General features: G+C 76.0%; 9 protein-coding genes. 5 read left to right on the plus strand and 4 right to left on the minus strand.

From position 1 onward, the window contains the following. The first annotated feature begins 25 nt into the window (after positions 1-25). The 3 genes from ACGFZP_RS19375 to ACGFZP_RS19385 all read left to right on the plus strand — a co-directional run bounded on the left by ACGFZP_RS19375 (position 26) and on the right by ACGFZP_RS19385 (position 6,472). Positions 26-1,633 (plus strand): hypothetical protein, encoded by a 1,608-nt coding sequence (locus ACGFZP_RS19375; RefSeq protein WP_392934247.1) that lies wholly within the window; start codon positions 26-28, stop codon positions 1,631-1,633. Between the two features lie 70 nt (positions 1,634-1,703). Next, entirely contained in the window at positions 1,704-5,084 is a 3,381-nt protein-coding gene (locus ACGFZP_RS19380; RefSeq protein WP_392934250.1) for a right-handed parallel beta-helix repeat-containing protein, read from the plus strand. Further along, positions 5,081-6,472: a S8 family serine peptidase gene (locus ACGFZP_RS19385; RefSeq protein ID WP_392934252.1), complete on the plus strand. Its 1,392-nt coding sequence runs from the start codon at positions 5,081-5,083 to the stop codon at positions 6,470-6,472. The genes ACGFZP_RS19380 and ACGFZP_RS19385 overlap by 4 nt, the downstream gene beginning before the upstream one ends. A 218-nt stretch (positions 6,473-6,690) precedes the next feature. On the opposite strand, the gene ACGFZP_RS19390 is transcribed toward ACGFZP_RS19385, so the two are convergent. The 3 genes from ACGFZP_RS19390 to ACGFZP_RS19400 all read right to left on the minus strand — a co-directional run bounded on the left by ACGFZP_RS19390 (position 6,691) and on the right by ACGFZP_RS19400 (position 10,281). After that, a complete protein-coding gene (locus ACGFZP_RS19390) occupies positions 6,691-7,194 on the minus strand; it encodes an N-acetyltransferase (RefSeq protein ID WP_392934255.1) in 504 nt (167 codons plus the stop codon). A gap of 171 nt (positions 7,195-7,365) precedes the next feature. Beyond that, positions 7,366-8,439: an NlpC/P60 family protein gene (locus ACGFZP_RS19395; protein WP_392934257.1), complete on the minus strand. Its 1,074-nt coding sequence runs from the start codon at positions 8,437-8,439 to the stop codon at positions 7,366-7,368. Between the two features lie 159 nt (positions 8,440-8,598). Continuing rightward, positions 8,599-10,281, minus strand: a complete 1,683-nt coding sequence (locus tag ACGFZP_RS19400; RefSeq protein ID WP_392934260.1) for a MinD/ParA family protein — start codon at positions 10,279-10,281, stop codon at positions 8,599-8,601. Positions 10,282-10,688: 407 nt separating this feature from the next. Between ACGFZP_RS19400 and ACGFZP_RS19405 the strand changes: the two genes are divergently transcribed. Both ACGFZP_RS19405 and ACGFZP_RS19410 read left to right on the plus strand, forming a co-directional pair. Next, complete coding sequence (locus ACGFZP_RS19405) at positions 10,689-11,024, plus strand: hypothetical protein (protein ID WP_392934262.1); 336 nt, start codon at positions 10,689-10,691, stop codon at positions 11,022-11,024. Positions 11,025-11,277: 253 nt separating this feature from the next. After that, entirely contained in the window at positions 11,278-11,922 is a 645-nt protein-coding gene (locus tag ACGFZP_RS19410; RefSeq protein WP_392934265.1) for a sigma-70 family RNA polymerase sigma factor, read from the plus strand. Here ACGFZP_RS19410 and ACGFZP_RS19415 read toward each other — a convergent pair. Then, entirely contained in the window at positions 11,811-14,852 is a 3,042-nt protein-coding gene (locus ACGFZP_RS19415) for a BTAD domain-containing putative transcriptional regulator (protein ID WP_392934267.1), read from the minus strand. The genes ACGFZP_RS19410 and ACGFZP_RS19415 overlap by 112 nt on opposite strands. Positions 14,853-14,889: the final 37 nt, after the last annotated feature.

Here is a 14,889-nt window from a genome sequence, read left to right on the forward strand (position 1 = left end):
CGTTGTCGTCTAGGGCCAGGGGGCCATGGTGGGCAAGAACCGGAACGGGCGCGGGAACCAGCCGCCCGGCGAGGGCTACGAACTGCCGGCGGTGGCATGGGTCGTGCCGCAGCCGACGGCCGCCTCGGCGGGAGCGTCCGGCTCGTCGGAGGCGGCCGCCGCCGCCGAGAGCGAGGGCGCCGCAACGGCCGACCCCGCAAAGACGCCCGCCGCCGGCTCGGCCGCGACGCCGTCCGGCGCGGGCTCCGGCCCGGCTGTCGGTGCCGCCGCCGGCTCGGCCGCGGGCAAGGCCACCGGCGCGGCCGCCGCCGAGGCGTCCGCGACCGCCGCGGCCCCCGTCGGCCCGGTGCCGCCGGTCACCGGCGGACAGTCCGGGGCCGCAGCGGCCACCGAGACCATCGCGGTCGAGGCCCTGCCCGGTGTCGTCGTGGCCGACCCCGGCCAGGAGCTGGAGCCCCCGCTGCCCGGGGAGAGCGGCCCGCGCCGGATCTCCAAGCCGATGATCGCCGCGGCGGCCGTCGCCGGGCTGGTCCTGGTCGGGCTGCCGCTGGTCTTCTCCAACCTCGGCGGCGACGATCCGCATCCGGGCGCGGGCGGTCCGCCCCCCGCCGGGTACACCCAGCAGGACGGCGGCGGCGACGGCTTCGTCCCGGGCGTGGACGCACAGGGCAACGTGGCGCTGGCCGTCCCGCAGTCCGCGGGCGACCCGGCGGCCCCGCCGACCGTGCCCGCGGCGCCGCCCGCGGACGCCGGTGCGGCCGCCGCCGGGGGTACCGGTCCGGAGCAGAACGCCGTCGTCCCCGGTCAGCCGGTCGGCCAGCCCCGCCCCGGGCAGTCCTCCGCGGCCGCCGGCAAGCCCCCCGCGCCCGGCGTGCCGGTCGGCCAGGGCTCCGCCGCGACCGGCGGCGGCGCCGCCACGGGCGGCGGAGCCGCCGGAGGGTCGACCGGAGGTTCCACCGGCGGCTCGACCGGTGGGAGCACCGGCGGCGCGGCGGCCGGTGGTGCAGCGGCCGGTGGAGCGGCCGCCGCCGCGGGCGGAGCCGCCCAGCCGGCCCCGCCGCCGGCCCCGGTCCAGCCCCAGCCCGCGAAGTCCACCCCGCCGCCGGCACCGGTCTACAACGCCGTGGCGGGCCTGTGGTGCAGCCCTCCCGGCAACACCACCACCACCCAGCAGTACGGCCGGTACGAGAACGGCAAGGAGGGCTGGGTCACCAACTCCGGCGGCTACGCGTCGGACGGCTGCAACGGCAAGTACGCCTCGGTGCCCATGCAGGGCACGGCCAACAAGGACGACGGCAACTCGGTCGTCTGGACCTTCAACACCGCCCCGGTCGTCAACGGCAGCTGCAAGCTCTCCGTCTACGTGCCGGCCAGCGACGACGTCAAGGCCGTCGGCGGGGCCCCGACCTACTACACCGTCCAGTCCAAGTCGGAGCCGGGCTCGGGCACCGTCGGCGACTTCATCGTCAACCAGGTGGGCAGCAGGGGGTCGTGGGTCTCGGTCGGGACCTTCCCGGCCACCGCCGGCAAGATCGCCGTGATGATGCACACCCGAGGTGAGGACTGGAAGGGCGGCACCGCGACGTACGCCCACCACGCGGCCTCGGCGATCCGGGCCAACTGCACCGGCTGACCGGCGGCCGGGCGGTGCCCGCCACCGCCCGGACCCGGAATGCCACCAACGACGGAGGAGAACGAGCGCGATGACGCGCCATGTGCTCAGTGTGTGCGCGGAGCAGCGCGACGGCGGCTACCGCACCATCGGCGAGGCGCTGGAGGCGGCGCGCAGCGGTGCGGTGATCAGTGTCCGCCCGGGCCGGTACGAGGAGAACCTGGTCATCACCAAGATGGTGACCATCACCGCCGAGGAGGCCCGGGGCAGCGTCCGGATCTCGCCCCGGCGCGGGGCGGTGGTGCAGGTGGTGGCCGAGGCCGTCCAGCTGACCGGCCTCGTGCTGCAGGGCCGGGACGAGGAGTTGCCCACCGTCGACGTCCCACGCGGGCAGGCCGCCCTGGAGGACTGCGAGGTGGCCGGCAACTCGTGGACGGCGGTGCTGACCCGGCAGCAGGGCTCGCTGGCGATGCGCGGCTGCCGGGTCGTCAACCCGGCCGGGGCCGGCATCGTCGAGACCTCCAGCGGGACGAGCATCATCGAGGACTGCGTCATCGAGCACCTCGGCAGCTCCGCCGTGGTGATCGGCGAGCGGGCCAACCCGGTGATCCGGGACAGCGTCATGCGCGACGCCCGGGGCAACGGCGTCTGCGCCAACGGCGAGGGCCGCGGCTCGATCGAGAACTGCGAGATCTCCGCCACCGACAAGCCGGGCATCGCGCTGGAGGAGAACAGCACGACCCGGGTGCTGGGCACCACCGTCCGGGACACCGCGATCGGCGTCTACCTCAGCTCGGCCGCCCGCGTCGTGCTGGAGGACTGCACGGTCAGCGGCACCCGCGGCCACGGCATCGTGGTGGCCGGCGGCACGGACCCGCTGGTGCGGCGCTGCCGCACCGAGCGGACCAAGGGCCACGGCCTGCGGGTGACCGGCCGCTCCCGGGGCGCCTTCGAGGACTGCGAGGTGGTCGGTGCGGAGCTGGCCGGCATCCTGGTCGAGGAGTCCTCCAGCCCGTCCCTGACCCGGACGGTGGTCCGCGGCGGCGCGGCGGCCGGGGTCGAGCTGGTGGGTGAGAGCGCCGCCGAGTTCGACCGGCTGGAGGTCCGGGACGCGGCGGGCGCCGGCGTGAGCGTGCGCGACGGCGCCAACCCGCTGCTGCGCCGCGTGGAGGTGTCCGACGTGCGCGGCCACGGCGTCGAGGTGCTGCGGGAGGGCCGCGGCCGGCTGGAGTCCTGCACGCTGTCCTCGACCGGCAGGGCCGGGCTGCGGATCGCCGACGGGGGCAACACCCAGGTGGGCGCGACCACCGTGCGCGGCACCGGCACGGCCGGCGTCGAGGTCGGCGGGGACGGCATCGCCTCGCTGCGCGACTGCGACGTGTCCGACAGCGCCACCGACGGCATCAGCGTCGAGGACGGCGGCGACCTGACCATGGCCAGGTCGCGGGTGCACGGCAACCGGCGGCACGGCGTGCTGCTGGCGGCGGGCGCCCGGGCCACGCTGAACGGCTGCGAGATGGCGGACAACACCGTGGACGGGCTGCGGGCGGAGTCCGAGGAGCCGGTCCGGATCACCGGCTGCACCGTCGCCGGCAACCGCGGCTCCGGGCTGCGCCAGACCAGGCCCAGCACCCGGTTCGCGGTGGAGAACCTGATCAGCCGGGAGAACGCCCGGCCCGACGCGCACGGCACGGCGCCCGCCGAGAGCGGCCGCGGACCGGAGCACGCCGCATCCGAGCCCGGGGAGCCCGGTGAGCGGCCGTCGCCCGCCGCGGACCCGGCCGAACCGCCGGCGCTCGACCCCGAGGGCCCGCAGTCCGCACTGGAGGCGCTGGTCGGCCTGGAGGGGGTCAAGGCGCAGGTGGCGACCCTGGTCAACCTCAACAAGCTGGCCAAGCGCCGCGAGCAGGCCGGGATGCCGGTGCTGCCGATGGGCCGCCACCTGATCTTCGCCGGGCCGCCCGGCACCGGCAAGACCACGGTGGCCCGCCTCTACGGCGCCATCCTGGCCGAGCTGGGCGTCCTGCGCAGCGGCCACCTCACCGAGGTCGCCAGGGCCGACCTGGTCGCCTCGATCGTCGGCGGGACGGCGATCAAGACCACCGAGGTCTTCCAGTCCGCCCTGGGCGGGGTGCTGTTCCTCGACGAGGCGTACACGCTCTCGGCGGGGTCGGGCGGCACCGGCCCTGACTTCGGCCGGGAGGCGATCGACACCCTGGTCAAGCTGATGGAGGACCACCGCGACGACGTCGTGGTGATCGTCGCCGGGTACTCCGAGGAGATGCGCGACTTCCTCGGGTCCAACCCCGGCCTCGCCTCGCGGTTCAGCCGCACCATCGACTTCCGCAACTACTCGGCGGAGGAGCTGGTCACCATCGTCGGGCGGGCCGCCGCCGGGCACGGCTACGAACTGGCCGACGCCACGCAGGAGGTCCTCCTCAGCCACTTCGAACGGATGCCCAAGGGCGCGGACTTCGGCAACGGCCGGGCCGCCCGCAAGGTGTTCGAGGAGATGGTGGACCGGCAGGCCTCCCGGCTGGCCGTCCTCGCCGAGGTCGCCGACGCGGACCTGGCCCTGCTCCTCCCCGAGGACATCGGCGAGGAGGCCGCCGCCGCCGTCCGGCGGGCGGCGGAGGGCACGGCGGACGCCCGCACCGACCTGCTGGACCAGCTGCGCCGGATGGTCGGCCTGTCGGCCGCCAAGGAACAGGTCGAGGACCTGGTCAACCTGATCAAGCAGGCCCGCCGCCGGGAGGAGGCGGGGCTGCCGACCGCCAAGATCAGCCACCACCTGGTCTTCGCCGGGCCGCCCGGCACCGGCAAGACCACGGTGGCCCGCCTCTACGGCGCGATCCTCGCCGAGCTGGGGGTGCTGACCGGCGGCCAGCTGGTCGAGACCGCCCGGGCCGACCTGGTCGGCCGCTACATCGGGCACACCGCCCAGCTCACCAAGGAGGCCTTCGAACGCGCCCGCGGCGGCGTGCTGTTCATCGACGAGGCGTACACCCTCACCCCGCGCGGCGGCGGCGGCAACGACTTCGGCCAGGAGGCGGTGGACACCCTGATGAAGCTGATGGAGGACCACCGCGACGAGGTCGTGGTGATCGTGGCCGGCTACCACGAGGAGATGGAGGGCTTCCTCGGCTCCAACCCCGGTCTGGCCTCCCGCTTCTCCCAGCAGGTCGCCTTCGAGCACTACACCCCCGACGAACTGGTCACCATCATCCGCCTCCAGGCGGAGGAGTCCGGCTACGTCTGCGCCCCGGAGACGCTCACCGCGCTCACCGAGCTGTGCACCGTCGTCCCCCGGGACCGGACCTTCGGCAACGGCCGGTTCGCCCGCCAGACCCTGGAGGCGATGGTCACCAGGCAGGCCGGCCGGCTGGCCCGGCTGGACGTCGGCGACCTGTCCGAGCTCAGCCTGCTGCTGCCCCGGGACATCCCGCCGCTGCGGCAGGGGAGCCCGGTGTGAGGGCCGCCCGACCGGCAGCCGCCGCGCTGCTCTGCTGCGCCCTGCTGACCCCGGCCCCGGCGGCGCTGGCCGCCGCGCCGGCCGTCCCCGGAGCCGTCGTCCCGGCCGCCCCGGCGGTCCCGGTCGGGCCGGGGACGCCTGCGGTGGGTGCCGCCGGCACGGCGGTGCCGGCGGCACCTGCGGCGGGCGGGGCCCCGGCGGGCGGGGCCGATCCGTCCGCCTCGCTGCCCGTGATCGGCCAGGGCATCGCCAAGTCGAGGCAGGAGGGCTGCACCAAGCCCTCCGACAAGGGCACCGAACGGACCCCGTGGGCGCAGACCTTCCTCCGCCCGGAGGCGGCCTGGCAGTTGAGCCGGGGCGCCGGGGTGACGGTCGCCGTGGTCGGGTCCGGTGTGGATGCGGCCTCCGGCGTCCTGGAGGGCCGGCTCGCCCTGGGCCCGCGCGAGTTCGGACCCGGCGGCGCCGGGCGGGACTGCGTCGGCCACGGCACCTTCGTCGCCGGGCTGATCGCCGCCCGGCGACAGGACGGCGTGGGCTTCGCGGGGATCGCCCCCGAGGCCAGGATCCTCGCGGTGGCCGTCACCGACGAGGCCGGGATCACCACCCCCGAGCTGCTCGCCAAGGGCATCCGGCACGCTGCCGACGGCGGGGCCCGGGTGATCGCCGTCGCGGTGCCCGTCCCGGTGGGCGGCGAGGACCTGGCGGGCGCGGTGCAGTACGCGCGTGAGCGGGGGGCGCTGGTCGTCGCCCCGGTCGGGCCCGACCAGGGCACCTCCGCCGGATCCGCGGGCCAGGCCTTCCCGGCGGCCTATCCGGACGTCCTGGCGGTCACCGACCTGGCCCCGGACGGAACGGTCGGGAGCGGCGGCGCGGCCGAGGGCGCCGGCCCGGCGGGCCGGGTCGACCTGGCGGCCCCCGGGGACGCGGTGATGAGCGTCGGCCCGGGCGGCAAGGGCTACTTCACCGGCGCCGGGCCGAGCTTCGCCACGGCCATGGTGGCCGCCACCGCCGCGCTGGTCCTCGGCTACCGGCCCGAGCTCACCCCCGCCCAACTGCTCGACCGGCTGAAGGCCACCGCCTACCACCCCGGCACCGCCCTGCCGGACGCCCGGGTCGGCTACGGGATGGTCGACCCGCTGGGCGCCGTCGGCGCCATGCTGCCGGGCGGCCCGGCCGCCGCCACCGCACCGGCCGCCAGGGCCGGCACGGCCGTGGCAGCCGTCCAGCCCCCGGCGCCGCAGCCGGCCGGTGGACAGGCGGCGGCGGTGGCGGGCGGCGCACTCGGGGCGGTGGTCGTGATCGGCGGCCTCGGGTTCGTCCTGACGAACGGCAGGCGCCGGGGCTGGCAGCCCGGCCGCTGGAACGCCCAGGAACAGGAAGGGGCCTGACCGCTCCCCGGCTGCTCGGGATCCCGGCCGGGATCCCGAGCAGCCGGGGAGCGGTCGGTGCACCTCGATCCCGTCGGCCGGAAAGGTTCTTCCGCCTACCCGTCACAATTTCCCGTCGGAATTCGTCAGTGAAGCAGCACTGACGGACAGACGGATCTACTAGCGCCATACCGGCGAAGCGGCCGGCAGCCTTCGAGATCGGTACGGCTAACGACCGCTTACGCGTCGGGATGCTGCGGCAGGGCGAGCCAGTCCGACCAGGAGATCTCACGGCCGATGAAGCGCGGCTGCTCGAACGGCCAGTCGGCGGCGATCCACTGCGGCACCAGCGCGTCGAGGGCCTGCTCGACCTTGCCGCCCACCAGCTCGTCCACCACCCACCAGGAGATCTCGCCGTCCGCGCCGGCCCTCTCCGGCGGGTCGATGTAGACACAGCCGAGCAGAACCGTCTCCGCCGCGTCGAACAGCGCGTAGTTGAAGGACTGGTGCGCGGCGATCTCCTTCTCGTGTCGCAGGAGGTCGGCCTGGTCGGCCTCGTAGGTCATGGTGTCCGCGGGCCAGCCCCAGGCCGGGCCGAAAATGGTCCACAGCCGCTCGCGCGAACCCATCACAGCCGGGTAGTCGAGCGGGGTGTCCACCTCCCGGATCGGCCGCAGGTGATGGCCACCGCCCGGCAGCGGTACCAGGACGGGGTGGACGAAGTCATCGGGAAGCCAGCTCATGGCGCCCGACCGTAGCAGCGCGCGGCCGTCCGCTCCCCTGGGTTTTCCCCGCGTACCGCCAGGCCCCGCATACCGCCGGGCGCTGCTCTCATGCCGGGCAGGGCCCGTGGCAGCGGCTTCTGACGGGAAACCACACCCGGGCAGCCGGGCGCCGCCGGTCTCCAGGCCGTCCTACGGCCGGACGCCGCCCATGTAGGGCATGACGCCGATCGGGAGGACCTCGATGTTCTTGCCGGTCCGGGGGGCGTGGATCATCTTGCCGTCGCCGATGTAGATGCCCACGTGGTGCAGGTCCGGGTAGAAGAAGACGAGGTCGCCGGGCTGGAGGTCGGCGCGGGCGATCCGGGTGCCGGCGTTCCACTGGTCCTGGGACAGCCGGGGGAGCTTGATGTCGGCCGCGCGGTAGGCGGCGCCGGTGAGGCCCGAGCAGTCGAAGCTGTTGGGGCCGGTCATGCTCCAGCCGTAGGGCTTGCCGAGCTGCGCGGAGGCGAACTGCACGATGCTGGCGGCGCGTCCGCCGGCGGCCGGCGGCGCCGGGGCCTTCAGGTCGGGGCGTTCGGCGGCGCGGGAGGCGCGGTCGGCCGCCGCGGCCTGCTGGGCGGCGGCCTTGGCCTTGTCCGCGGACTCCTGGGCGTTGATCTTGGCGCGCTCGGCGGCGCTGAGCTTGTTGAGCAGCGCCTGGGTCTGGGCGAGCTTGGCCTGGATCTGGTTCTTCTGGGCCCCGAGCGAGGCGCCGACGGTGTCGAGTTCGGCGAGGGTGGCGGCGGCCTCGGTGCGGTCCTGGTCGAGCTTGCGCTGTTCGTCCTGGGCCTGCTTGAGCAGGTTCGTCTGGGAGTCGGCGACCTGGTTCTGCACCGAGGCGCGCTGCAGGTAGGCGGACGGGTCGGAGTCGAGCATGAGCTGGATGCCCGGGTCGATGCCGTTGCTGCGGTACTGGTCGGCGGCCACCGCGCCGAGCCGGGTGCGCAGTTCGTTCATCGCCTCCTGGCCGCGGGCGACCTTCTCCTGGATCCGGCCGGCCTCGCCCTGGAGCTTCTGCTGCTTGGCCTGGAAGCCGTTGTAGCGCTCGATGGACTGCTCGGCCTCCTCGTTGAGCCGGTCCACCTGGTCCTTGACGGAGGCGGCGGTGGGGGCGGGCTCGGCGTGGGCCGTGCCGGAGGCGAGCACCGCGCTGCCGGCCATGGCCGTGGTGAGGACCGCCAGGCGGGCCCGGTTCGGGGGAGTGGGCTTGCGTCGCTTTCCCATGGCGGTGGGCTCTCCTTCGGGTGACCTGGATGGATACTGGAGAGAACGTCCGGGGGATGTCCGCAGGTTCACTCCGAGGCGCCGGGGGAGTGCGAACGGCCCGGCCCGGGCGGGCCGGGCCGGGTTCGGCGTTCGACCACCGGACGGGTCGGACCCCGCCTACGCCGTGCCCAGGGCGGTCGGCCACCCGGCGACGCCGGCGGGGCCGGGCAGGCCGACCGGGCCGGGCACGGGCGCGGCCACCGCCGTCGGAACCCCCTCCGCACCGGGCTGCCCGACCGCCATGCCCTCGCCGACCGCGGCCGCGAGGTCCAGGTACGCCCGGCGGGTCTTCGGCCGCAGCTTCGCCGGGTCGAACTCCCCGCCCACGGCCAGGTGGTCGTCGAAGGGCACCACCACCACACTGCGGCAGCGGGACCCGAAGTGGGCCACCAGGTCGGCCTCCCGGATCAGCCGGCCGGGCCCCCGGATGCTGGAGACCACCGTCACGGCGCGCTGCGCCAGGGCGCCGTACCCGTGGGTGTTCAGCCACTCCAGGGTGCTGCTCGCGCTGCTCGCGCCGTCGACGCTGGTGGTGGCGGTGACCACCAGCTGGTCGGCGAGGTCCAGCACGGCGCGCATCGAGCCGTGCAGCAGGCCGGTGCCGGTGTCGCTGAGGATGACCGGGAACTGGTTGCCCAGCACGCCGATCAGCCGGTGGTAGGCCTCGCCGTCGAGGGCGCCGGCACCGGCCGGGTCCGGGGCGCCGGCGAGCACCTCCAGACCGCTCGGGGCCTGCGAGGTGAAGCGCCGGATGTCCATGTAGCCGTTGATCGAGGGGGCCGCGGCCAGCAGGTCGCGGACGGTCGCGGTGGTCTCCGCGCGGACCCGCCGGCCGAGGGTGCCCGTGTTCGGGTCGGCGTCGACGGCGATGACCTTGTCGTTGCGGGCCTCGGCGAGGACGGAGCCCAGGGCCATGGTCGTCGAGGTCCGGCCGACCCCGCCCTTGAGGCTGATCACCGCGATCCGGAAGCTGCGGCGCAGCGGCGTGCGGATGGCGGCCGCCGTCCGCTGGCGCTCCCGCTCGCTCTGGCCGAAGGAGAGGCCCAGCCCTCGGCGGCCGCGCTGCGGGGCGGTGTGCGGCGGCTGTCCGGGCTCCGGGCCGACCGGGGCGGGGAGCGTCGCTGCGAGCGGTACCGGGACTGGAACCGGGACCGGAACCGGGCCCGCGGCCGGAGCGGTGGGCGGGATGACAGGCGGAACGGTGGGCGGGCCCGCGGCCGGAGGGGTGGGCGGGATGACAGGCGGAACGGTGGGCGGGCCTGCGACCGGAGCGGTGGGCGGAACGACCGTCTGCGGCAGCGGCAGCGGCAGCGGCATCGGCATCGGCATCTGCGGAGCCGGTGCGAGGACAGGCACCAGGGCCGGGGCCACGACCGGAGCCGGTGCCGGGGCCGGAACCGCCGGCCGGAGGCCGGCCTGAGGCGGAAGTACGGGGGCCGGCGCCGCCGGGGGAGCGCCGGTGTGGCCCGTCTCGCCCGGGCGCGCCTCCGGGGGCACCAGGACGGTGCCCATCGCGTCCAGCGGCTGCGACCAGTACGGCAGCTGCACCGGTTCGCCGGCGGTCCCGGCCCCACCGGCGGTCCCGGCCCCGCCGGCGGTCCCGGCCCCACCGGCGGCGCCGGCGCCGCCGCCGGCCGCCGTGCCGCCGGGGCCCGCGGGTTCGGCCGCCCCCCGGGGAGCAGCCGCCTGCGGAGCCGCGCCCGGCCAGCTGGTGGGGGTGTAGTCGGGGGCGAGGTCCCGGTCCGGGCCCTTCGCCAGTCGCTGGACCTGTACCACTGCGCTGCTCTCCTCGGCCGCCACGCGCCCGCCTCCTGTCGCCACGTCGGCCCCTTTCCCGCGTACCGGTGACGTGCCGCCTCCCCCAGGGCCGCCGTACGGGCCGTCCGTCCAGGAGAACGGCGCCGCCCGGGAGAGCGGTTCATTTGGTTGCACGGTGAACCGTTGGCGACGGCGGGCCCGTTGACCCGGGCAGGACGGCAACCGCCGGCGATCCACTGGAGGACGACATGCAACAACCGGCGCGGATGACCGGCCCTGGGCTCAGCCCCCGCCATTTGCCTGCCGAAGCGGGCCCCCACTCGGTAGCGTGCCTCCCGGACGGCGCTTCCACCGGGTGGCGTGCCGGTTCGACCGATCAGACCGGCAGATGAGCGGAAGTCCCGCATGGAGCGGGGAGAGAGGCACCAATGTCACGGGACGGGTCGTCAGTGGATCCGCGTCGACTCATCGAGTCCTTGCTGGCCTGGCAGGCGGACCCGCTCCCCGGTCCGCCGGTGCTCGCCGTCCCCGAGGCCCCCGCGGCCGAGGTGATCGCGGCCGCACGGCGGCTGGTGCTGCCCGACCTGCCGCTGGAGCGGCCGCATCCGGCCCCGCGGCCCGAGCTGCTGCGGGTGGCGACCGCGCTGGTCGTGGACGAGCACCCGTCCGCGCACTCCTGGTCGGCGGCGGACCGTGAGCTGCTGGCCTCCTGGGTCGCCGTGCTGATCGAGCACCGCGGCGAGGACGGGGTCCAGGAGCTGGTCCGGGCGCTCAACCGGACCTGACCGGTCCACGTCCGGGTCGGCCCGGGCCGTCGCTCACGGCGTCCGGCCTGCACGGCGGCGCGCCTGGCCGGGACGTTGGCCGTCACGCAGGCGCAGGTCGGGACGTTGGCCGGGACGTTGGTGGTTGCTTGGCGCAATCTTGGCGCGGCCCGGGAGCGTATCGGTGCCGGGATCGGAGCCGTCCGCCCGGCCCCCCGTCGGGCCCCCTGTCCGGCCCGCATCTCGACGCCGTCGGACTTCCGAGAGGTAGCGCGTGTCCATCCAGCCCTCCGCCCCGCCCGTGCCCGCAGCCCTGCCGCTCGCCGCGACCGCCCGGACGGCCGCGCGCCCCACCCTCGACCCGGGCACCCTCGCCGAGCTCTACCGCCTGCACGGCGGCTACCTGCTGCGCGCCCTCCAGCGGGTGACCAACGGTGACCGCGGCAAGGCCGAGGACATCCTCCAGGAGACCCTGCTGCGCGCCTGGCAGCACCCCGACGCGATCGCCGCCGGGCCCGAGCAGAGCCGCCCCTGGCTGTTCACCGTGGCCCGCCGGATCGCCATCGACCACTACCGGATGGCCGCCGCCCGGGCGCAGGAGGTGTCCGGCGACATGCTGGAGGACCGACCGCTCGCCGCCGACGCGTACGAGGAGGTGGTCGCCCTGCGCGACATCGAGCAGCTGCTGGAGCAGCTGCAGCCGCACCACCGCGAGGTGCTGGTCGAGCTGCACCTGAAGGACCGCTCGGTGCTGGAGGCCGCCGAGCGGCTGGGTGTCCCGCCGGGCACCGTCAAGTCGCGCAACTTCTACGCGATCCGGGCGCTGCGCCCGGTCCTGGCGGCCCAGCCCGGGTACGCCCCGGTCGAGCCGTCAGGACCGTCGGGGCCCGCTCCGGCCGCGCTGCCCGGCGCTGCCTGATGGGGCACCGCGGTCGGTCCGGGGATGTCCCGAGGGGCGCCCGCCCGGGCGCCCCGGGCGCGTAGCGAGCGCTCGATCGCCGCGGGCGTCCCGGGGATGGACCCGGCCTGGTGCCCGTGCAGCCGGTAGAGCCCGACGGCCGAGCGCAGGTGCTGCAGCGCCTCCGCCTCCCGGCCCAGGCTCTGCAGGAAGGCGGCGTAGGCCTGTTCGGAGACGGCGTGCAGATGCAGGAACCCGGCCTCCTCGCAGGTGACCAGCAGCCGGGCCCAGGCCAGTTCGGAGGCTTCGGCCAGGCCGAGGGCCTGCAGGGCGTGCGCCTCGGTCAGCATCGACCAGGCGTGGATGGTCGCTGCGGGGTGGTCGGGCAGCAGCGCCCTCGTCCGCCGGGCCCGGCGCAGCGCCTCCTCCAGGTCGCCCGCCACCAGCGCGGCCGAGGCGGCGTAGCCGAGGGTGAAGGAGATCTCGTGCGGATCGCCGGACTCCTCGGCCAGCTCCAGCGCGGCGGCCGCCAGCGCGGCGCCCCCGGCCGGGTCCCCGAGCAGGCCGGTGCTGAGCGACTGGGTGGCCAGGGCGCGGGTGTGCGCGAAGCCGTCGGCCGGGGTGGTGTCGTCCACCACCCGTTGGATCGTCGCGGCCGCCTCCTCGCGGCGTTCCAGGCCGAGCAGCGCGTTCGCCGTCGCCTCGCGCAGCAGCGCGGTGGCGAGCCGGTCGCCGCACTGCACGGCGGCACGCTCGCCCGCGCGCAGGCAGCTCAGCCAGTCGGTCAGCCGGCTGGACCCGTAGTACAGCGCGCTCGACGACATGGCCAGCCGCCAGGCCCGCTCGGGGTCGACCGCGGTGGCGGTGGCGACCAGCGCGCGGATCGTCGACTGCTCGGCCCGGAACCAGCCGAGCGCGCTGCGGGTGTCGGCGGTCAGGGGCAGCACGGCCGGCGGGTGGACGCGCTCCCCATAGCTGTCCTGGCCCGGTTGCAGGTGATCGCCGCAGTGCTGGACGGCCGTCACGTAGTAGTCCAGCAGCCGTTCGAGGACGAGCCGGCGGGTCTCGTCGGGCTGCTCGGCGAGGAGCTCGACGCTGAACAGCCGGATCAGGTCGTGCCGGCTGTACCGCCCCGGTGCGCTCTCGCCGAGCAGGTGGTGGGCGGCCAGTTCGCCCAGGGCGGCCCGGGCGGCGGCCGGGTCGGCGCCCAGCAGCGCGGCGGCGGCCGGGGTGTCGACGTCCCGGCCGGGGTGCGCGGCCAGCAGGGTGAGTAGGGTGGCGGCCCGGGCGGAGAGGTGGCGGTGGGTCAGCATCAGGGCGGTGCGGATGCTGACCGCCCCGTCGGCCTCCAGGGCGAGCAGCCGGGTGCGCTCGTCGGCCAGCTCGGAGACCAGGTCGGCGATCGTCCAGTCCGGTCGGGCGGCGAGCCGGGAGGTCGCGATCCGCAGGGCCAGCGGCAGGTGGTCGCAGAGTTCGATGAGCTGCTCGGCGGCGTCCGCCTCGGCCCGGACCCGTTCGGGGGCCAGGCTCCGTTCGAGCAGCCGCAGTGCGTCGCCGTCGGGCAGCGCCCCCAGCCGCAGCATCGCGGCGCCCTCGGTGACCACCAGGTCCTCCAGGGTGCTGCGGCTGGTCACCACGGTGGCGCAGTCGGGCCCGGCGGGCAGCAGGTCGGCGATGTGGCCGGCGTTGCGGGCGTTGTCCAGCAGGACCAGCAGGCGCAGGTCGCCGGTCCGGGCGCGGTAGAGGGCGGCGCGGCCGGCCAGGTCCTCGGGGATGGTCGCCTCCGGCACGCCCAGGGCGAGCAGGAACTGGCCGAGCACCTCGGCCGGGTCCACCGGGCCGGCCGGGTCGAAGCCGCGCAGGTCGACGAAGAGCTGGCCGTCCGGGAAGCCCGCGGCCGCCTGGTGCGCCCAGCGGACGACGGTGGCGCTCTTCCCGGTGCCGGCCGGGCCGACCACCACGGCCAGTCCGTCGCCGGTGCGGTCGGGGCCGCACTCCTGGTCCAGCCAGCGGGACTCCGGGGCCCGTCCGACGAAGCCCGCGGACTGGCGGGGCAGCTGGCGGGGCGTCGACGGCTCGTCCTGGTCCGGTTCGTGCCGGGGCGCCGGGTCGGCCGCGGCCTCGGGTCGTGACGCCGCCTCCGCACCGGGCCCGGCCTCCGCACCCGGGAGCGCTGGTACTTCGGGGCCTGCGGGCTCCTCGGCCAGCACCTGCGACAGCGCGGCCTGCAGCTCCGCGCCGGGCACCATGCCCAGCTCGCGGTCCAGCAGCTCCCGCGCGTGGTGGTACACCGCCAGCGCGTCGGCCGGCCGGCCGGCCTGGTGCAGGCAGCGGATGAGCAGCGCCACCACCTCCTCCCGCAGCCCGTCCGCCCGTACCCGCTGCTCCAGCGCCGGGACGGCGGCGGCCCCGGAACCCTGGCGCAGCCGCAGCCGGGCCCAGCCGATCAGGGCTTTCGTCCGGTTCTCCTCCAGTCGGCCGGCGAGGGCCCGGCGCAGTTCGGTGTCGGGCAGGTCGACCAGTGCGGCGCCCGTCCACAGCCCCAGCGCCTGTTCCAGCAGACCGATCGCCTCGGCGTCCCCGGCGCGGCCGGGCCGCTCGGCGTACTCCCCGGCGCGGACGGCCAGGGTCTCGAAGTGCAGCCCGTCCACCTGCTCCGCCGGGCCGGTGAGCAGATAGCCGGGGGCCCGGGTGCACAGGTCGAACGGGGTGTCGGCGAGCACCTTGCGCAGGGCGGCAATGTGCCCCTGGAGGGCCGCCCTGGCCCGGGCCGGCGGCTCCTCGCCCCAGAGCAGCTCGAAGAAGCGCTCCACCGCGACGACCCGCCCCAGGCGCAGGGCCAGCAGCGCCAGCACCGCACGCCGCTGCGGCCCGGGCAGCGCGACGAACCCTTCGGACGCGGTCCGCAGCTCCACCGGACCGAGGAGTTGGATGCCCACGCGGTCGCCCACAGTCGCCCCCACGGCGGTCGAGCCTGATATCGGGCTG

Origin of the sequence: Kitasatospora sp. NPDC048239 (assembly GCF_043202015.1) — a bacterium.
GTDB lineage: Bacteria > Actinomycetota > Actinomycetes > Streptomycetales > Streptomycetaceae > Kitasatospora.

What these genes read in the sequence shown, in the direction of transcription:
- ACGFZP_RS19395 (WP_392934257.1), bottom strand. Translation starts at nt 8,439, where the DNA reads ATGGGAAAGCGACGCAAGCCCACTCCCCCGAACCGGGCCCGCCTGGCG.
- ACGFZP_RS19380 (WP_392934250.1), top strand. Translation starts at nt 1,704, where the DNA reads ATGACGCGCCATGTGCTCAGTGTGTGCGCGGAGCAGCGCGACGGCGGC.
- ACGFZP_RS19390 (WP_392934255.1), bottom strand. Translation starts at nt 7,194, where the DNA reads ATGAGCTGGCTTCCCGATGACTTCGTCCACCCCGTCCTGGTACCGCTG.
- ACGFZP_RS19375 (WP_392934247.1), top strand. Translation starts at nt 26, where the DNA reads ATGGTGGGCAAGAACCGGAACGGGCGCGGGAACCAGCCGCCCGGCGAG.